Source organism: Listeria sp. PSOL-1, assembly GCF_902806445.1.
In the GTDB taxonomy this organism is placed as follows: domain Bacteria; phylum Bacillota; class Bacilli; order Lactobacillales; family Listeriaceae; genus Listeria.
The window spans coordinates 2,037,272-2,053,027 of the sequence record NZ_LR760298.1; the positions used below are offsets into that span (position 1 = coordinate 2,037,272).

16 protein-coding genes are annotated in these 15,756 nt (G+C 36.3%); 15 read left to right on the forward strand and 1 reads right to left on the reverse strand.

What is annotated here, in order from left to right; translation table 11 throughout:
- The 14 genes from G6Q10_RS09750 to G6Q10_RS09815 all read left to right on the forward strand — a co-directional run bounded on the left by G6Q10_RS09750 (position 1) and on the right by G6Q10_RS09815 (position 14,230).
- Positions 1-1,263 (forward strand): MATE family efflux transporter, encoded by a 1,263-nt coding sequence (locus G6Q10_RS09750; RefSeq protein WP_163655538.1) that lies wholly within the window; start codon positions 1-3, stop codon positions 1,261-1,263.
- Positions 1,264-1,807: 544 nt separating this feature from the next.
- Complete coding sequence (locus G6Q10_RS09755) at positions 1,808-3,238, forward strand: polysaccharide biosynthesis protein (protein WP_163655540.1); 1,431 nt, start codon at positions 1,808-1,810, stop codon at positions 3,236-3,238.
- A complete protein-coding gene (locus G6Q10_RS09760; RefSeq protein WP_197914095.1) occupies positions 3,239-4,573 on the forward strand; it encodes a nucleotide sugar dehydrogenase in 1,335 nt (444 codons plus the stop codon).
- On the forward strand, positions 4,574-5,701 hold the full coding sequence (locus G6Q10_RS09765; RefSeq protein WP_163655542.1) for a DegT/DnrJ/EryC1/StrS family aminotransferase: 1,128 nt from the start codon (positions 4,574-4,576) through the stop codon (positions 5,699-5,701).
- A 49-nt stretch (positions 5,702-5,750) separates the two neighbouring features.
- Positions 5,751-6,374: a sugar transferase gene (locus G6Q10_RS09770; RefSeq protein ID WP_163655544.1), complete on the forward strand. Its 624-nt coding sequence runs from the start codon at positions 5,751-5,753 to the stop codon at positions 6,372-6,374.
- A 49-nt stretch (positions 6,375-6,423) separates the two neighbouring features.
- A complete protein-coding gene (locus G6Q10_RS09775) occupies positions 6,424-7,086 on the forward strand; it encodes a uracil-DNA glycosylase (RefSeq protein ID WP_163655546.1) in 663 nt (220 codons plus the stop codon).
- A 151-nt stretch (positions 7,087-7,237) separates the two neighbouring features.
- On the forward strand, positions 7,238-8,230 hold the full coding sequence (gene holB, locus G6Q10_RS09780) for a DNA polymerase III subunit delta' (RefSeq protein ID WP_163655548.1): 993 nt from the start codon (positions 7,238-7,240) through the stop codon (positions 8,228-8,230).
- A gap of 5 nt (positions 8,231-8,235) precedes the next feature.
- Positions 8,236-9,069 (forward strand): PSP1 domain-containing protein, encoded by an 834-nt coding sequence (locus G6Q10_RS09785; RefSeq protein WP_163655550.1) that lies wholly within the window; start codon positions 8,236-8,238, stop codon positions 9,067-9,069.
- A 14-nt stretch (positions 9,070-9,083) separates the two neighbouring features.
- Entirely contained in the window at positions 9,084-9,458 is a 375-nt protein-coding gene (gene yabA / locus G6Q10_RS09790) for a DNA replication initiation control protein YabA (protein ID WP_163655552.1), read from the forward strand.
- 96 nt (positions 9,459-9,554) lie between these two features.
- Positions 9,555-10,304 carry a tRNA1(Val) (adenine(37)-N6)-methyltransferase gene (locus G6Q10_RS09795; protein WP_163655860.1) on the forward strand — a complete coding sequence of 250 codons (750 nt, stop codon included), beginning with the start codon at positions 9,555-9,557 and terminating at the stop codon, positions 10,302-10,304.
- A complete protein-coding gene (locus G6Q10_RS09800; RefSeq protein WP_163655554.1) occupies positions 10,288-10,554 on the forward strand; it encodes a GIY-YIG nuclease family protein in 267 nt (88 codons plus the stop codon). The genes G6Q10_RS09795 and G6Q10_RS09800 overlap by 17 nt, the downstream gene beginning before the upstream one ends.
- On the forward strand, positions 10,551-11,426 hold the full coding sequence (rsmI, locus tag G6Q10_RS09805) for a 16S rRNA (cytidine(1402)-2'-O)-methyltransferase (RefSeq protein WP_163655556.1): 876 nt from the start codon (positions 10,551-10,553) through the stop codon (positions 11,424-11,426). Before G6Q10_RS09800 ends, rsmI begins: the two co-directional genes overlap by 4 nt.
- 97 nt (positions 11,427-11,523) lie before the next feature.
- The gene (locus G6Q10_RS09810; RefSeq protein ID WP_163655558.1) at positions 11,524-12,045 is read left to right on the forward strand and encodes an isoprenylcysteine carboxylmethyltransferase family protein; all 522 of its coding nucleotides are present in this window, start codon (positions 11,524-11,526) and stop codon (positions 12,043-12,045) included.
- A gap of 442 nt (positions 12,046-12,487) precedes the next feature.
- A complete protein-coding gene (locus G6Q10_RS09815; protein WP_163655559.1) occupies positions 12,488-14,230 on the forward strand; it encodes a lectin-like domain-containing protein in 1,743 nt (580 codons plus the stop codon).
- 181 nt (positions 14,231-14,411) lie between these two features.
- On the opposite strand, the gene G6Q10_RS09820 is transcribed toward G6Q10_RS09815, so the two are convergent.
- Positions 14,412-14,693: an AbrB/MazE/SpoVT family DNA-binding domain-containing protein gene (locus tag G6Q10_RS09820; RefSeq protein WP_163655561.1), complete on the reverse strand. Its 282-nt coding sequence runs from the start codon at positions 14,691-14,693 to the stop codon at positions 14,412-14,414.
- Between the two features lie 119 nt (positions 14,694-14,812).
- On the opposite strand from G6Q10_RS09820, the gene G6Q10_RS09825 reads away from it, so the two are divergent.
- Entirely contained in the window at positions 14,813-15,667 is an 855-nt protein-coding gene (locus G6Q10_RS09825) for a GRP family sugar transporter (RefSeq protein ID WP_163655862.1), read from the forward strand.
- Positions 15,668-15,756 lie beyond the last annotated feature (89 nt).

The window sequence follows — 15,756 nt, forward strand, 5'->3', positions numbered from 1 at the left end:
ATGAAAAAATTATTACAAAATCCATTTGTCCTGACAACCGTAAAAAAAGGTGTAACCATCTTAAGTGGTGCTACATCTCTAATGATTATTTCTAGATATTTAGGCCCTACACTTCGGGGAGAGTATATGTATCTAGTAAACATGGTGATTGTGCTTACGACTATATTCAATTTAGGAATTTCACTCATTTACCCTCAAATGAGGAAAAGATGGGCGCATGCCAAAGAATTATTTATTAGTTACTCAATTTTGCAATTTGCCCTTTATTTTATCGCTGGAGTTATTTTTATATTACTTACAAATAATTTATTAGTAGGTTCAGTTTTATTAGTTTCTGCGGTTAGTATTTTAAACTTACAGGCAACCCAGATTAATTTAGTAGAAAACCTCGCTGTGCAGACTTGGATCATGATTGGATCTGCTGTAGTAAACGTTCTTCTGCTTATTTTAGCGAGCGTGCTCACCGCACATAGCATGCTAACAATTTTCATCATTTACGGCCTGAAAAGTTATGTATCCATGTTTTGTTCTTTATGTTTTCTTTGTAGAAAATCATTTCGATTTCGTTTTTTCAGCCCTTCCTTTGGCACAATGACCCGCCTCGCATTTGTACCACTTCTTACTTCTATTTTAGTCTCAATTAATTACCAGGCAGATATTCTCTTATTAAAATGGATGTCAGTTGATTTTTATCAAATTGGTCTTTACAGTGCCGGCGTTGCATTAGCCGAATATGCTTGGATGGTTCCAGATATTTTTAAAGAAGTGATGTATCACTTAAACGCAAGAAAAGACAATATTGAGAAGATGACGTTTTCCTTGCGAGCTAGTATGACAATTCTTAGTTTCATCGCTATTATCATGCTGTGTTTTGGCAAGGAGATTTTGATTTTTTTATTTTCATCTTCGTATGCAAATGCTTATTCAGTTCTAATCATGATGTTTATGGCTGTCCCTTTTATGGTTTATGTCAAAATTATCGGCACCCTTTTCTCAGCAAACGGAGGCTGGGGCTATTACTTTTTATCCCTTGGAGGAAGTGTTTTTCTAAATATTGTATTGAATCTTATATTAGTTCCTCTATTTGGCATAGAGGGTTCCGCATTAGCTTCGATTATTTCTTATGCAAATGGTGGGATTATGATGATGATTTGGTTTAAAAGAAAATATCATGTTCCTATTATGGAAATTCTATTCCTTCTGCCTAAAGACTGGAAGCTTTTAATCTCTTATCTGTCTAATAAAACCAAATCTAGTTTGTAAAATGCAAGTGATTTTTTTAAAAAATACATTAATATCCGTAAAAATCATTAATTTATAAACAAATGTGATTTATTTTCCTTTCTCAGCCAATTAAGATAGAGATGATCAGGGATAAAGTAAAAAGATAGCCAAAAATAGAGTTTCAAAAAAGACAATGTCTTGAGATTGCTTATATATATTTTTTAAAAGCAATGTGATAATAAATTATAGGCTAGAAGCTTATTCTTATGGGGTTTCTTACACAAAGAGAATAACAAAAATTGAAGTGAACGAACATTGAAATATGGATACATGATAAACGTTTACGCATACAAGTTTGTTTTGTAGAAAAAGTATAATTTTTAATAAATTAGAATGCTGAGATTTTGGTAGTAAGTCTAGTTGCCTGCCATAAAGAAGTCATTAGACTGACCTAAATCCTATCATTGAGTTAATAAAAATGACTAAAAAAGGAAAATGACATCATAAATGTAGCAGAAGGACAGTCCTAGTTACTAAGGTTGGGTTGTCCTTTGTTTGATCGAGCGAAGGGAGGATGGGAGACATGAAAGAGATAAAGCAAAAGAAAAAAAGAACTTTATTAATTGGAGCAGGTGAAGCAGGGGAACTTGCGCTTTCTTTCCTACAAATACATCATGCGGACACATTGCAATTAATTGGTGTAGTGGATGACCGCAAGAAAACCCTAGTGAACTTTGGATTGCCGCTTTTAGGAAATGTGAAGGACATTGAAAAAATAGTAAAGTCCCAATCGATTGAGCATCTGATTGTAGCGATTCCATCGTTAAAAGGTTCAGCAAAGATAGCTGTTTTAGAGGCTTGTGCAAAGACAGGCGTTTCAACAGAAATTATGCCAGATTTAGCTGCGATCATTCGCGGAGAAGGAACAATCCAAGCGATGCAAAAATTAGATTATGTCGATTTACTTGATCGTGAAGAAGGCAAGCTTAATTATGAAGAGATGAAACCAAGCTTTAAACAAAAGCGCGTGTTAATTACTGGAGCAGGGGGTTCCATAGGCTCAGAGATTGTGCGACAGGCGGCTCGGTGTGAACCGCAAGAAATTATACTTGTTGGACATGGGGAAAATAGCATTTTCACAATTCATCATGAAATGAGCCTGCATTCTGATGTAAAAGTTACTCCGATCATTGCAGACATACAAGATAAAGATCGGATACAAGAAATATTTGCCAAGTATACTCCTGATATAGTATACCATGCAGCAGCACATAAGCATGTCCCAATGATGGAACTAAACGTGCGAGAAGCTGTAAAAAATAACATTATAGGAACCAAAAACTTAGTGGATATAAGCGAGCGATATTGCATAGAGCGCTTTATCATGATTTCTACAGATAAATCAGTAGAACCAACTTCTGTTATGGGTGCTACAAAAAAAATGGCAGAATGGATAGTCCAAGCTAAAAATAATAATAAACACGCAGGAATTTATTCCGTTGTACGCTTTGGAAATGTATTAGGAAGTCGCGGTAGCGCAATTCCACTTTTCTGGGAACAAATTAAAACAGGCCAACCAGTCACGATCACACACCCTGATATGGAACGCTATTTTATGACCATTGCCGAGGCAAGCCAGCTTGTTATTGAAGCGAGCATGTTAGCTGTTGGCGGTGAAGTCTTTATTTTGAAAATGGGCAATGCGCAAAAGATAATTGATATCGTCCGTAAACTCGGTGTTTTGGCTGGAAAAAAAGAAGAACAACTAGACATACGTTTCATTGGATTACGAGACGGCGAAAAAATGTCTGAAGCACTTTTTGAAACGGAAGAATTAGATACTGCAGATACCCACTTTACCAAGTATTACTGCGGGAAAGCACAAATCCCGCAAAAAATTTATGAAATAGAAGATTGGCATTTATTCTTCAGCAAAAAAAATGAAGAAGATATACGTAAAATATTACTAGCTCTGACGAACAGCCAGCCAATATTAGAAAAGGAGCATGCTTAAATGTTAAATATTGAAAAAAAAGCTAAAGAAATCTTGATGCATAAGATCCAAACAAAAGTTGCTAAAGTCGGCGTTATAGGACTTGGTTACGTTGGTTTGCCCCTTGCAATGGAACTAGCATCTGCAGGATTTCAAGTAGTTGGCATCGATATCGACTCTTCAAAAGTGCACAGTTTGAATGAAGGCGAATCACATATTATCGATATTCCAAATGAGCAAGTAATATCCGCGATCCAAAGCGGCCATTTTCAGGCGACAACAGATTTTTGTAAGTTAAGCGAGCTGGATGCAGTTAGTGTTTGTGTACCAACACCCTTAAATGAACATCAAGAACCAGATGTAAGTTATATGAAATTTGTTGCTGAAAAAATTGAGCAACACCTTAATCATCCAATCCTTATTTTACTTGAAAGCACAACATATCCCGGTACAACAAGAGAACTTTTTGCTAATTATTTTGACGCACATGGAAAACGGGCAGATGAAGATTATTTCTTATGTTTTTCGCCAGAGCGTGTTGATCCAGGCAATGTTCAATTTCAAACGAAAAGTATTCCTAAAGTAATTGGTGGACTAACCGCTTCAAGTGGTGAATTAGCCGAAGCTTTATATGGATCAGTACTAGATAAAGTCGTTCTTGTAAGCTCTCCAGAAACAGCAGAAATGAGTAAATTACTCGAAAATACTTTCCGAAGCATTAATATCGCCTTTGTTAATGAAATGGCACTTATGTGTGAACGAATGGGCCTTAATATTTGGGAAGCCATTGATGCCGCTGCGACGAAGCCTTTTGGTTTTATGCCATTTTATCCTGGCCCAGGCGTTGGTGGGCACTGTATTCCTCTTGACCCAATGTATTTGCATTGGAAAGGAAAACAAAATAAGTTTTTCAACCAATTTATTGAAACTGCGCAAGCGATTAACTTGAATATGCCTTACCACGTAGTTGATAAAATTCAAGAAGCTTTGAACAATCAAGAAAAATCCTTAAAGAATGCTAATATTTTGCTAGTTGGCGCAGCATACAAAGCGAATATCAATGACGTACGAGAATCGCCCACGCTTGATATTTATGAAATTTTAACAGAAAAAGAAGGAAGCATTACAATTCTTGACCCATTTGTCCCTTCTTTTAAAAATAAAATGGGGGAAGAAGTAGCCGTAATTCAAGCGGAAAGTTGTGATTTTGCTGCTTATGATTGCGTTGTTATTTTAACAAAACATAGTACAGTAGATTATACACGCTTGCTTGAGGAGAGTCATGTCATTGTGGACATGCAATATATATATAAACATGCTGCTTCAAATATATATAAAATTGGTGGTGGCAAATAGGTGGAAAAACATGTTTTACTATCACCGCCTGATTTATCTGGTAATGAACTAAGTTATGTTGAACAAGCTTTGCAAGATAATTGGATTGCACCAGTTGGCCCACACATTGATGCTTTTGAAGAAGAATTTGCAGCACAAGTGGGTTCAAGCCATGCTGTAGCTGTTTCTTCTGGAACTGCTGGCCTTCACTTAGCGCTTCTTGCAGCAGGGGTTTCAGCAGGTGATGTTGTCTTTTGTTCGGATTTCACATTTGCAGCTTCTGTTAATCCGATTTTATATCAGCAAGCGATTCCAGTGCTTATTGATTCAGACCAAACAACATGGAATTTATCTGCTGACTTATTAGAAGAGGCTTTTAAAAAAGAAAGTAAAAAACCAAAAGCTGTTATTGTAGCACATATTTACGGACAAGTTGCAGAACTAACTCGAATTAAAAAACTATGCGACGAATATGGGGCAGTATTGATTGAAGATGCTTGCGAGTCGCTTGGTAGCACGTATCATGGCAAACATTCAGGAACCATTGGTGATATCGGTGTTTACTCATTTAATGGAAATAAAATCATCACAACGTCCGGTGGAGGGATGATCGTTACCAATAAAGCACATTTAGCAAAAAAAATGAGATATTGGTCAGCGCAAGCAAAAACACCGGCTCCTTACTATTTACATGAAGAAGTTGGCTATAATTATCGACTGAGTAATATTTTGGCTGGAATTGGACGCGCTCAACTAAAGACATTAGCGTCCAAAGTTGAGAAAAGACGTGCAAACTTCGAACGATATCACGAAGCATTTTTGGAAAATGAGAAGATTCAAATCATGCCAATGGATTTACCAGGGGTACGCTCAAATCGTTGGCTGACCGTTGTAAAAATTAAGCAACCGGCTAAAGTTATGGAAGCACTAGCAGCTAAGCGGATTGAAAGCCGCTTGAATTGGAATCCGATGCACAGACAGCCATTTTTAAAAACGGCCACTTTTTATAAAGCAAATGAAATCGCAGTATCTGATCAGTTATTTGCTAACGGTTTATGTCTTCCGTCTGGCAGCAATTTAACGAAAGAAGAGCAAGATTATGTTATTCAACAAGTCAAACTACTTTGTGATTCCAAAGAAAACGAATAGTGTCATAGCTTGTGATAAAATTACATTTTCGGAAAAGAGGAGAAAATTTATGGAGTATATAAATTTTAAAAAGGGAATGGATTTTGCTTTTGCTAGTTTATTAATTATTGTTTGTAGCATTCCTATGCTTATTATTGCTTTGGCTATTCGAGTGACAATCAAAGAAAAAGCCCTCTTTACGCAACAACGCGTTGGAAAAGGAGGCGCTATCTTTACAATTTATAAGTTTAAAACAATGAAGGAGGAACATGACAACAACGGGAATCTACTTTCTGATGAGTTGCGCCTCTTTAAACTAGGAAAAATTTTACGAAAAACAAGTTTGGATGAATTACCACAATTGTTTAATATTATTAAAGGAGAGATGAGCTTTATTGGACCAAGGCCTTTACTCGTTAGTTACCTAGATCGCTATACAGAAGAACAAAACAGACGACATGAAGTCCTTCCAGGTTTAACTGGATATGCTCAAGTAAATGGCCGTAATGCAATCGGTTGGGCGGAGAAATTTAAATTAGACGTATCTTACGTGAATAACATTTCCTTTTTTTTAGACAGCAAAATTCTTCTTTTAACTATCAAAAAGGTCATTTTACACGAAGGAATAACTCAAGCAGGACACGTGACAACAACAGAGTTTATACCAGAAGAGAAGATATCGCCGAATACTTGAGTCGCCAGCTAAACTAAAGTAAAATAAAGGCATCTTAAGTAAAAAGGATTTGGAAACTATGCTCCCAAACGATTGGCAAAGCCTATTAAAAAATGAAATAACAAAACCATATTTTACCGAATTAATGTATTTTATCAATCAAGAATATGATCAAAAAGTGATCTATCCTCCAAAAAACCAAATTTTTAAAGCGTTAGAATTAACAAGCTACAAAGCTACAAAAGTAGTATTATTAGGACAAGACCCTTACCATGGAGAGCATCAAGCTCACGGCCTTAGCTTTTCTGTTATGTCAAACCAAGCAAAATTCCCACCTTCATTGCGCAATATCTTTAAAGAGCTTGAAGCAGATATGGGAGTGAAACGCACCGAGCGGAATTTAACTGACTGGGCTGAGCAAGGAGTCCTCCTTTTGAATACAGTACTCACTGTTGAAAAAGGGAAAGCAGCTTCTCATCAGAAAAAAGGCTGGGAAATATTTACAGATAAAATCATCACATTACTAAATCAAAAAGAAGAACAAGTAATTTTTGTATTATGGGGCGGGTATGCGAAAAAGAAAGCGGATTTAATCACTGCCTCACAACATAAAATCATTACTGCCGTACACCCAAGTCCGTTATCAGCGTATCATGGTTTTTTTGGCAGTAAGCCGTTTAGTCAAATTAACCATTATCTAAAAGAAGCAGGTTTACGTGAAATAATTTGGTAATCATATCAAGAATGTTTGGCTATAAGCAGCTAAGCATTTTTTGCTTTTATAGAACAACGATTTAAACCTCAAAAATTCTTTCAATTTTACAAAGCTATTTACCATCTCTCATGTTATAATAAAATAGAATGCAAAGGAAAGGGAGTTTTTTGTGGGATTACAAGCTGAACTAACAGAATTGCAACCAGTTGTAATGAACCTGTTTTTAAAAAGCATCCGCGAAAACAGACTATCACACGGTTATTTGCTGGAAGGTGCTCGTGGTACAGGTAAAAAGAGGTTAGCGTTGTTTCTTGCACAAACACTCTTTTGCTTAGAAAAAAAAGAGCAAGATGTGGCTTGTGGACATTGTGTTAACTGTGTTCGTATTGCAAATGACAACCATCCTGACGTTCATTGGTTAGAGCCTGACGGAGCAAGTATCAAGATTGATCAGGTCCGCGAGTTAAAAGCGGATTTAAGTAAACGAGGTATGGAGTCAGATCGCAAAGTGTTAATTATTAATGAAGCAGAAAAAATGACCGCTCAGGCGGCAAGTAGTTTGCTTAAATTTATAGAAGAGCCGGATAGTGAATTATTGCTTCTTTTCATCACAGCAAGTTCGGGTCGTATTTTACCGACAATTCAGTCACGCCTTCAAACCGTTTCTTTTAAAGCATTGTCGTTTAAACATTTAGTCAAAGCTTTTCAAGAAGCCGGCATTTCAGAACAAAAAGCACGTATTTATGCCAGTTTAACGAATAATGTTAAGCAGGGAATGCTTTTTGAAGATGATGAAAACTTTTCAGAAGCACGAAAAGTTGTATTAAAGTTATACGAGAGCTTAACACGCGGCGAGTTTTCTCCGCTTATTCTCATTCAAGACTCGTGGGTGCCTTTATTCAAGGAAAAAGCATTTTGCGCACTTGGATTGGAGCTATTTTTATTATTATATCGAGACCGGCTTTATTTAACACTTTTTGAAGAATATCAGCCTGTCTGTAGTGGACAAAAAGATCTACTAAAACAAGATGCTCTGCAAATTTCGCTTGCTGAAACAACAAGAGAAATCGAACTTATCTTAGCAGCCAAGTCAAAACTTGATTCCAACATGAACATGCAGCTTTTGATGGAGCAACTTATTCTTAAAATGCAAAGGAGGTAATCATTTTGCTTAAAATTGTTGGCGTTCGTTTTAAAGACGCTGGTAAAATATATTATTTTTCGCCTGGCGATTTTGATGTCGAACAAGATCAAGGCGTTATTGTTGAAAACGCACAAGGAATTGAATTTGGAAAAATCGCGATCGGCCCTCGTTTCGTTGACGAGGAAGACGTTGTTTTACCGTTAAAAAATATTATTCGCGTCGCTACAGAAAAGGATTATGCTGATGTAGCTGAAAATGCAAAAAGCTGTGATAAAGCTTTTTTACTATGCAATCAAAAAATTAAAGAACATGATATTGAAATGAGTTTAATTGATGTTGATTATACATTTGATCGCAATAAAATCATTTTTTATTTCACCGCAGAAGGGCGCGTTGATTTTCGTGAGCTTGTTCGGGACCTTGCTTCGATTTTCCGTACTCGAATTGAGTTACGCCAAATTGGTGTACGCGATGAAGCCAAATTGCTTGGCGGTATCGGGCCTTGTGGCAGAATGCTTTGCTGTTCCACCTTTTTAGGCGACTTTGAACCAGTTTCAATCAAAATGGCAAAAGATCAGAACTTATCGCTTAATCCAACAAAAATTTCTGGCTTATGTGGCCGTTTGATGTGCTGTTTAAAGTATGAAAATGATGAATACGAATTGGCAAAACGTGAAATGCCAGATGTTGGTGTTATTGTGAAAACACCAGAAGGAATGGAAGGAAAAGTAATTGGTATCAATCTTTTGCAAAGGTTGCTACAAGTACGCTTGCCGGAAGAAGAATTGGTCGTGGAATACGGACTAGATGAATTACGTCCATTTAATCCAAAGTTTAAACAGCCAGAAAAGACTTGAGGCGGTGAATAAAAATGGATAAAAAAGCTGTTTTTGATTCAGTAAGTAATATGGAAGAACAAATTGGCGAATTATACACACGCCTAGGCGAGCTAAAAAATAACCTTGGTGAAATGCTTGAAGAAAATAATCGCTTACAACTAGAGAATAACCACTTACGCAGGCGTCTAATTGAATTAGATACCACAGAAAGATCAATTAAAGATGAAACCGTCATGACACCAGAACGTAAAGAAGCCATGAAACAACTAATTGAACGCGGTGAAGGACATGATAACCTTTTGAAATTATATAAAGAAGGCTTTCATGTTTGTCATGTGCATTTTGGTAGCCCGCGTAACAACGATGAAGATTGCTTGTTTTGCCTATCTTTGCTTAGTAAAAAATGATTAAAAGAGCTAGGAAGTTATCAGAAATACAGTAAATGTACTGTATTTTGAAGACAACGCTAAATTCCCTAGCTCTTTTTATAAATAAAGGTGATAATTGTGAATTTATTACAAAACGACGAACGATTGGATCATTTGTTAGCCGAAAATTTACGGATTATTCAAAGCCCATCGGTATTTTCATTTTCGCTTGATGCAGTGCTTTTAGCTTACTTTACTTCAATTCCCGCGCGCAAAGGAAGCATTGTCGATCTTTGCAGTGGAAATGGAATTATTCCGCTTTTGATAAGTAAGCATACAGAAGTACCCATTATTGGTGTTGAAATTCAACCACGGTTAGCAGATATGGCTAAACGCAGTATAAATTATAATCAACTAGAAAGTAAAATTCAGATAATCGAGCATGATTTACGTACAGTAGTCCCTCTTTTGGGAAAAGAAAAACATACCATCGTGACGTGCAATCCGCCTTACTTTCATTCACTAGACCGGTCATTAAAAAATCAAAATGAACATTATGCTATTGCTCGGCATGAAATTATGTGTACCCTTGAAGATACCATTAAAACAGCATCTGAATTGCTAAAACAAGGTGGCAAAGCAAGCTTTGTCCATCGTCCGGATCGCTTGCTTGATATCATCAGTTTAATGCAGCGTTATCGCCTAGAGCCAAAGCGTATTCAATTTGTCCACCCATTAGCAAACCGCGATGCGAATATGGTACTTATTGAAGGGATTAAAGATGGCAAGCGCGGAATCAAATATTTAGCGCCGATTATTGTTCATGATGATCAAGGTGAATATACTGAAATCGTAAGGGAGATTTTGTATGGGGAAGTCCAGTGAACACTTTTTTTATGTATTGCAGTGTAGCGATGGCTCTTACTACGGCGGTTATACAACCGATGTGGTTCGCAGAGAAAAAGAACACAATGCGGGCATTCGCTGCAAGTATACAAAGACACGCAGGCCTGTTAAAATGATTCACTTTGAAAAATTTACTACAAGAAGTGAGGCAACAAAAGCTGAATCCTATTTTAAACATTTAACAAGACGCGCAAAAGAAGTGTATTTAGCCAAGGAGGAAAAAGAATGAACCGCCAAAAAAGTTTTACTGAAACACGTCAAACAGGCGTATTATACTTAGTTCCAACGCCAATTGGCAATCTGGAAGATATGACTTTCCGCTCGATTCGGTTACTAAAAGAAGCTGATTTAATTGCAGCTGAAGATACGCGTAACACAATTAAACTACTAAACCATTTTGAAATTGAGACGAAAATGATCAGCTATCACCAGCATAATGAACAAAACCGACAAAACGACCTCATTGCAAAAATAGAATCTGGTATGACGATCGCTCTCGTAAGTGATGCCGGTATGCCTTCAATTTCTGATCCAGGATTTGAACTTGTCCAATCAGCACTGGAAAAAAATATTGCGGTTGTTCCACTTCCCGGTGCCAATGCAGCGCTAACAGCTTTAATCGCTTCAGGGCTTTCACCACAACCCTTTTATTTTTACGGCTTCTTGCCCCGCCAAAACAAAGAACGGCGTGCAGTTTTAGAACAATTAGCAAAACGTGAGGAAAGTTGGATTTTGTATGAATCCCCGCATCGTTTAAAAGAGACGCTTAAAGCCATCGAAAAAATAATAGGTTCAGAACGAAAAATAGTATTATGCCGAGAATTAACGAAGCGATATGAAGAATTTCTGCGGGGCACTGTTTTGGAAATGCTAGAATGGGCCGAAGCAGAAAATATTCGCGGTGAATTTTGCTTAGTGGTTGCTGGAAACGATCAAAAAATAGCAGAAGATCCCACTTGGAGTAAGTTCTCGCTTAAAGAGCATGTGGAGCATCTTTTAACCAATGAAGAAGTATCTGTAAAAGAAGCTATCAAACAAGTAGCCACTATCCGTCATTTACCTAAACGCGAAGTTTATGCCGCATATCATGAGCTAAAATGAAACCATGGCAATTTCTGCTATGCAAAAAGGGCCGCTTTTTAATAAAAAATAAGTTAAACTAGTAATAACACCATGATTAGAAATAAGGAGGAAAAATATGAGTTTAGTTATTTTGTTCATCTTTTTATTTGTCTTCATCACGCGTTTGTTTTTCTTAAAAAAATCAAAAGCGAATGAAAAAAGAATTTTGCAACAAGGTGGAGTGGAATATGGCAAGATAAATTCGAGATGGATTGCATGCCTACATACTGCATTTTATCTAAGTTGTTTAGGTGAAGGGCTGTTAAGAAAAAGTTCATTTGATAGCATCAGCAGTATTGGAGTCATATTATTGTTATTTTCACTAGTGATGTTATACTATGTCAGTCATTTATTAGGTTCTGTTTGGACCATTAAATTAATGCTTGTAAAAAACCACCAGTATAATGATCATTGGTTATTTACCAAAATAAAACATCCTAATTATTATTGTAATATCATCCCAGAATTAATAGGCTTAGCCCTTTTGTGCCATGCTTCTTATACCTTTATCGTGGTTTTTCCAATTTACCTCATTACCCTTATTATTCGCATCCGACAAGAAGATACCTTATTAAGAGAGAAAATAAAATTGAGTTAAAAAGACGCAATCCTAGTTCATTTAGTGCTGTTGTTAATTCTGTAAAAATCGGTTTCTTTATTCTTAGTGAATAAAAAACCGGTTTTTCTTAGAATTGAAAAAAACATTATTTATATAAATTTTCAAAACAATAAAAATTGTTTTTTAAAACAAAAAATACTTAATAATTGTATTTGTTTATTTAATTTTATGAAAATGTAAAATAAGCACACCCATTGCTATACTAACGGAAGAAACGAATTTCTGCTTTGTATACGCTTAAAAACGAGTAAATACAACAGGTTTATAGTTGAAATAAAAATAACGATCATTTATAGTTAACCTAATAACGAGAAAGGGGGTTGTTAAATAAAAGACAAAAAATCAGAAAGGAGGATATATTAAGCAGTAAACGAAAAAACAAAATTATTTGATTTCTTAAAAAATATTGGAGGGTTTAGAAATGAAGAAAAATTTCGAAAAAATCATGTGTTTTTTAGGTATATGTGTACTGTTTATTATAGCGGCCTCTGTTTCTGTAAAAGCTGCTGAACTTGAACGCGAAATTCCAGCGCCACCGGAAAAGGGATTAAAGTTAGATGACTATTTTGCTAATGCGGTAGGTTCAGGGGTTAAATATAATGACAATAGAGATTTATTACAAATGAGCTCTGGAACAAGTCAAACCGGTGCCATTTGGTCAAAACAGAAAATTGATGTGAGAAAACCATTCGTCCTTGATGGCTTCATTTATCTTGGAGAACAACGAGGTAGTGCTGCTGATGGAATGACGTTTACATTACAACCTTACAGCAACTTATTTTTAGGGAAAGATGGGCAATATTTAGGGATGTATAATACAGACAAAAAGAATTTTGTTTCGCTAGAGTTTGATACGTACTTTAATGGAGATGGAACAGATAAATTGAAAGATTCTGGACTTACAGGGCCGTATCAACACATTGGCTTTAAAAATGGTGGATCAATTTACCACGCGGGGCTTACCGAAATCGCTGATGGCTACACGATGTCTAACGGATCATGGAAAGAATTAACTGTTGAAGGGACTCCTAAGACATCTAATAGCTTTACTTTATCTTATCGCTATAGAGATGTTGCTACTGGAGCACGTTTCACTAATGAAACAGTCGTTTACTTTAATGAGAACGGAAGCGCGCCAGGAGGTACTAATTTCTTAGATAGTCCTCTTGTTTACTGGGGCTTTACATCTTCCACGGGAGATAAGTACGAAGTTAACGCTATGTCATTCGGAAAAATACCACAAAATGCTTCTATAAACACAAAAGATGTGACAATCTATGAAGGGCAAAACTGGACTCCAAAGGACAATTTTGTTTCAGCTACAAATGAAAAGGGAGAACCAATTCCTTTTGAAGACGCTCAGATCACATACAAGGACAATGTGAATACAGAAAAACCAGGAAAATATGAGATTACTTTTACGTATACAGGTGAATATCAAGAGCTTAGGAGAAGTGCTTCAGTAACTGTTAAAGAACGTGTTTTAACACTTGATGCCAAAGATCTCACAATCAACCAAGGGGATAAATTTGATCCTTATGATAAGAGAATTGGCTTAAAAGCTTATGATCCAGTAGATGGAGATCTTACAAGTAAAATTCAAGTCAAAGAAAACGATGTGAATCCGTTAATAGCAGGGGATTATCATGTAACTTATCAAGTGAAAAATAGCGCGGGTAGAGAAGCCACAAAAACAATCACTGTAACAGTTAAAGCTTATGACCCATGGCCTGATGGCGATACAAGTGGATGGAAAATGTTTTCTGGACAAGATATTGAGCTTATTGATGATCCGGCTAACTCCATTTTAGATAGTGGAAAAGTCTTTTATGCAGATGAACAAGCTAGTGTTTATAAAATTTTCAATGGAGATGATGCTTTAAAAGAAGGGCATCAGTACCGAGTAACTGTTTACTTTAAACCTTTACCAGATGATGATTTAGGAAGCCATTATGTTAAAGTTTCATTAAAGGCTGACCCATCTTCTTCTGAATACCGTGAAATAATTAGAACAACCCTTGATAAAGGGACACCTGGACCAAAAGGCTATTATGTCGTAACAAACACATTTACAGTCGGTGAAGATGAAACCAATCCACTTATTAATGTTGAAAACTATAGAGGTGGATATATCGGATCAATTGCTGTTCAAGAAATTCAGTAATTGAAAGATAATGAGAATCGATTAGCTAGCTTATAATAAAGAAGAGAGAACGATTGATTGAAAAATGAATCGCGCTCTCTTTTTTATATTCTTTTTTGCTCCAAACAACAGAAAAACCGATTTTATTCGGAAACTAAAATCGGTTTTTCTACGGTCTGGAGCAATATGAGCCAGAACGTCCTTATTTTTCATTAAATTGTTGTTTAATTTCGGCAATAAGTTCATCTGCGCCATCTTTGCTTAAAGTTAGCTTTCCATTAAGAAAGCTTTTGTTCTCTGTGGAAGATTCACCGGTCACATCACAAACCATTCCCGTATTATACTTTTTCAAAATAATATTTTCATTGTCAATGAAGATTTCCATAGGGTCTTTCACATTTAAATAGAGTGTGCGTCTGATTTCAATTGGGATAACGATTCTGCCTAATTCATCAATTTTGCGCACCATTCCTGTTGATTTCATGATTTTCACCTACCTTCGTTTAATTTATGGTACCAAATAATTCCCGTTTTTTGTAAAAATATGCTTAAAGTACTGAAAAAATGGGTATAGTGTTGAAGCAATTGATGGAGGTAAACATGATGAATATTCTTATTGCGCTTGTCCCTGCGTTAATGTGGGGTGTTATGCCGCTTGTTGTTTCCAAGATTGGTGGAGAACCAAAACAGCAAATCATTGGAACGACGATAGGGGCATTTATTTTTGCGGTATTCATTTTCTTTTTCATAAGTCCGCATTATACAGTAACAATTTTGATTGCAAGTTTTGTTTCTGGGGCATTTTGGAGTCTTGGACAAATGAATCAATTTCGTGCTTTTACACAAGTAGGTGTTTCGAAAACAATGCCGCTTTCTACAGGGATGCAACTGCTTGGAACATCGTTATTTGGCGTTTTTGCATTTCATGAGTGGGGAACGAATGCGAAATTAGCTCTTGGTTTCTCTGCACTTGCTTTAATTATTCTTGGGATTTTCTTAACAAGTTATCAGCAAAATAAAGAAAACGCGGAACAAAATATGAAAAAGGGAATGATTACATTGCTCATTTCCACAGTGGGTTATGTGGGTTATGTAGTCGTAACACGGTGGTTTGATATTAGTGGTTGGGATGCAATCTTACCGCAAGCTGTTGGTATGGTCATTGGAGCCTTAGTTCTGTCGATTAAAAGTAAAGGCAAAAGGCTTGATAAACGCACTTTTCTTAACCTTATTCCTGGTGTTATGTGGGCGACGGGGAACTTGGCATTATTATTTGCCAATCGCTTAGTAGGTGTTGCCACAGGATTCTCACTATCCCAAATGGGGGTTATCATTTCAACAATCGGTGGGATTTTATTCTTAGGAGAAAAGAAAACAAGAAGAGAGCTTATATTAGTTATTCTCGGTGTTATCTTAGTCATTGTTGGCGGCGTAATGATCGGTATTGCTAAAAGCTGATAGTCATTAATTGTAGTTGGGTTGCACATCATCTTGAAATGCGAGCGCTTTCTCATAGTTGAGATAAATCTTAGGACGTTTTTATTTAA

Bases quoted from the DNA above. Each gene is read 5' to 3' on its own strand.
- G6Q10_RS09750 (WP_163655538.1), top strand. From the start codon at position 1: ATGAAAAAATTATTACAAAATCCATTTGTCCTGACAACCGTAAAAAAA.
- G6Q10_RS09755 (WP_163655540.1), top strand. From the start codon at position 1,808: ATGAAAGAGATAAAGCAAAAGAAAAAAAGAACTTTATTAATTGGAGCA.
- G6Q10_RS09760 (WP_197914095.1), top strand. From the start codon at position 3,239: ATGTTAAATATTGAAAAAAAAGCTAAAGAAATCTTGATGCATAAGATC.
- G6Q10_RS09770 (WP_163655544.1), top strand. From the start codon at position 5,751: ATGGAGTATATAAATTTTAAAAAGGGAATGGATTTTGCTTTTGCTAGT.
- yabA (WP_163655552.1), top strand. From the start codon at position 9,084: ATGGATAAAAAAGCTGTTTTTGATTCAGTAAGTAATATGGAAGAACAA.
- G6Q10_RS09800 (WP_163655554.1), top strand. From the start codon at position 10,288: ATGGGGAAGTCCAGTGAACACTTTTTTTATGTATTGCAGTGTAGCGAT.
- rsmI (WP_163655556.1), top strand. From the start codon at position 10,551: ATGAACCGCCAAAAAAGTTTTACTGAAACACGTCAAACAGGCGTATTA.
- G6Q10_RS09810 (WP_163655558.1), top strand. From the start codon at position 11,524: ATGAGTTTAGTTATTTTGTTCATCTTTTTATTTGTCTTCATCACGCGT.
- G6Q10_RS09815 (WP_163655559.1), top strand. From the start codon at position 12,488: ATGAAGAAAAATTTCGAAAAAATCATGTGTTTTTTAGGTATATGTGTA.
- G6Q10_RS09820 (WP_163655561.1), bottom strand. From the start codon at position 14,693: ATGAAATCAACAGGAATGGTGCGCAAAATTGATGAATTAGGCAGAATC.
- G6Q10_RS09825 (WP_163655862.1), top strand. From the start codon at position 14,813: ATGAATATTCTTATTGCGCTTGTCCCTGCGTTAATGTGGGGTGTTATG.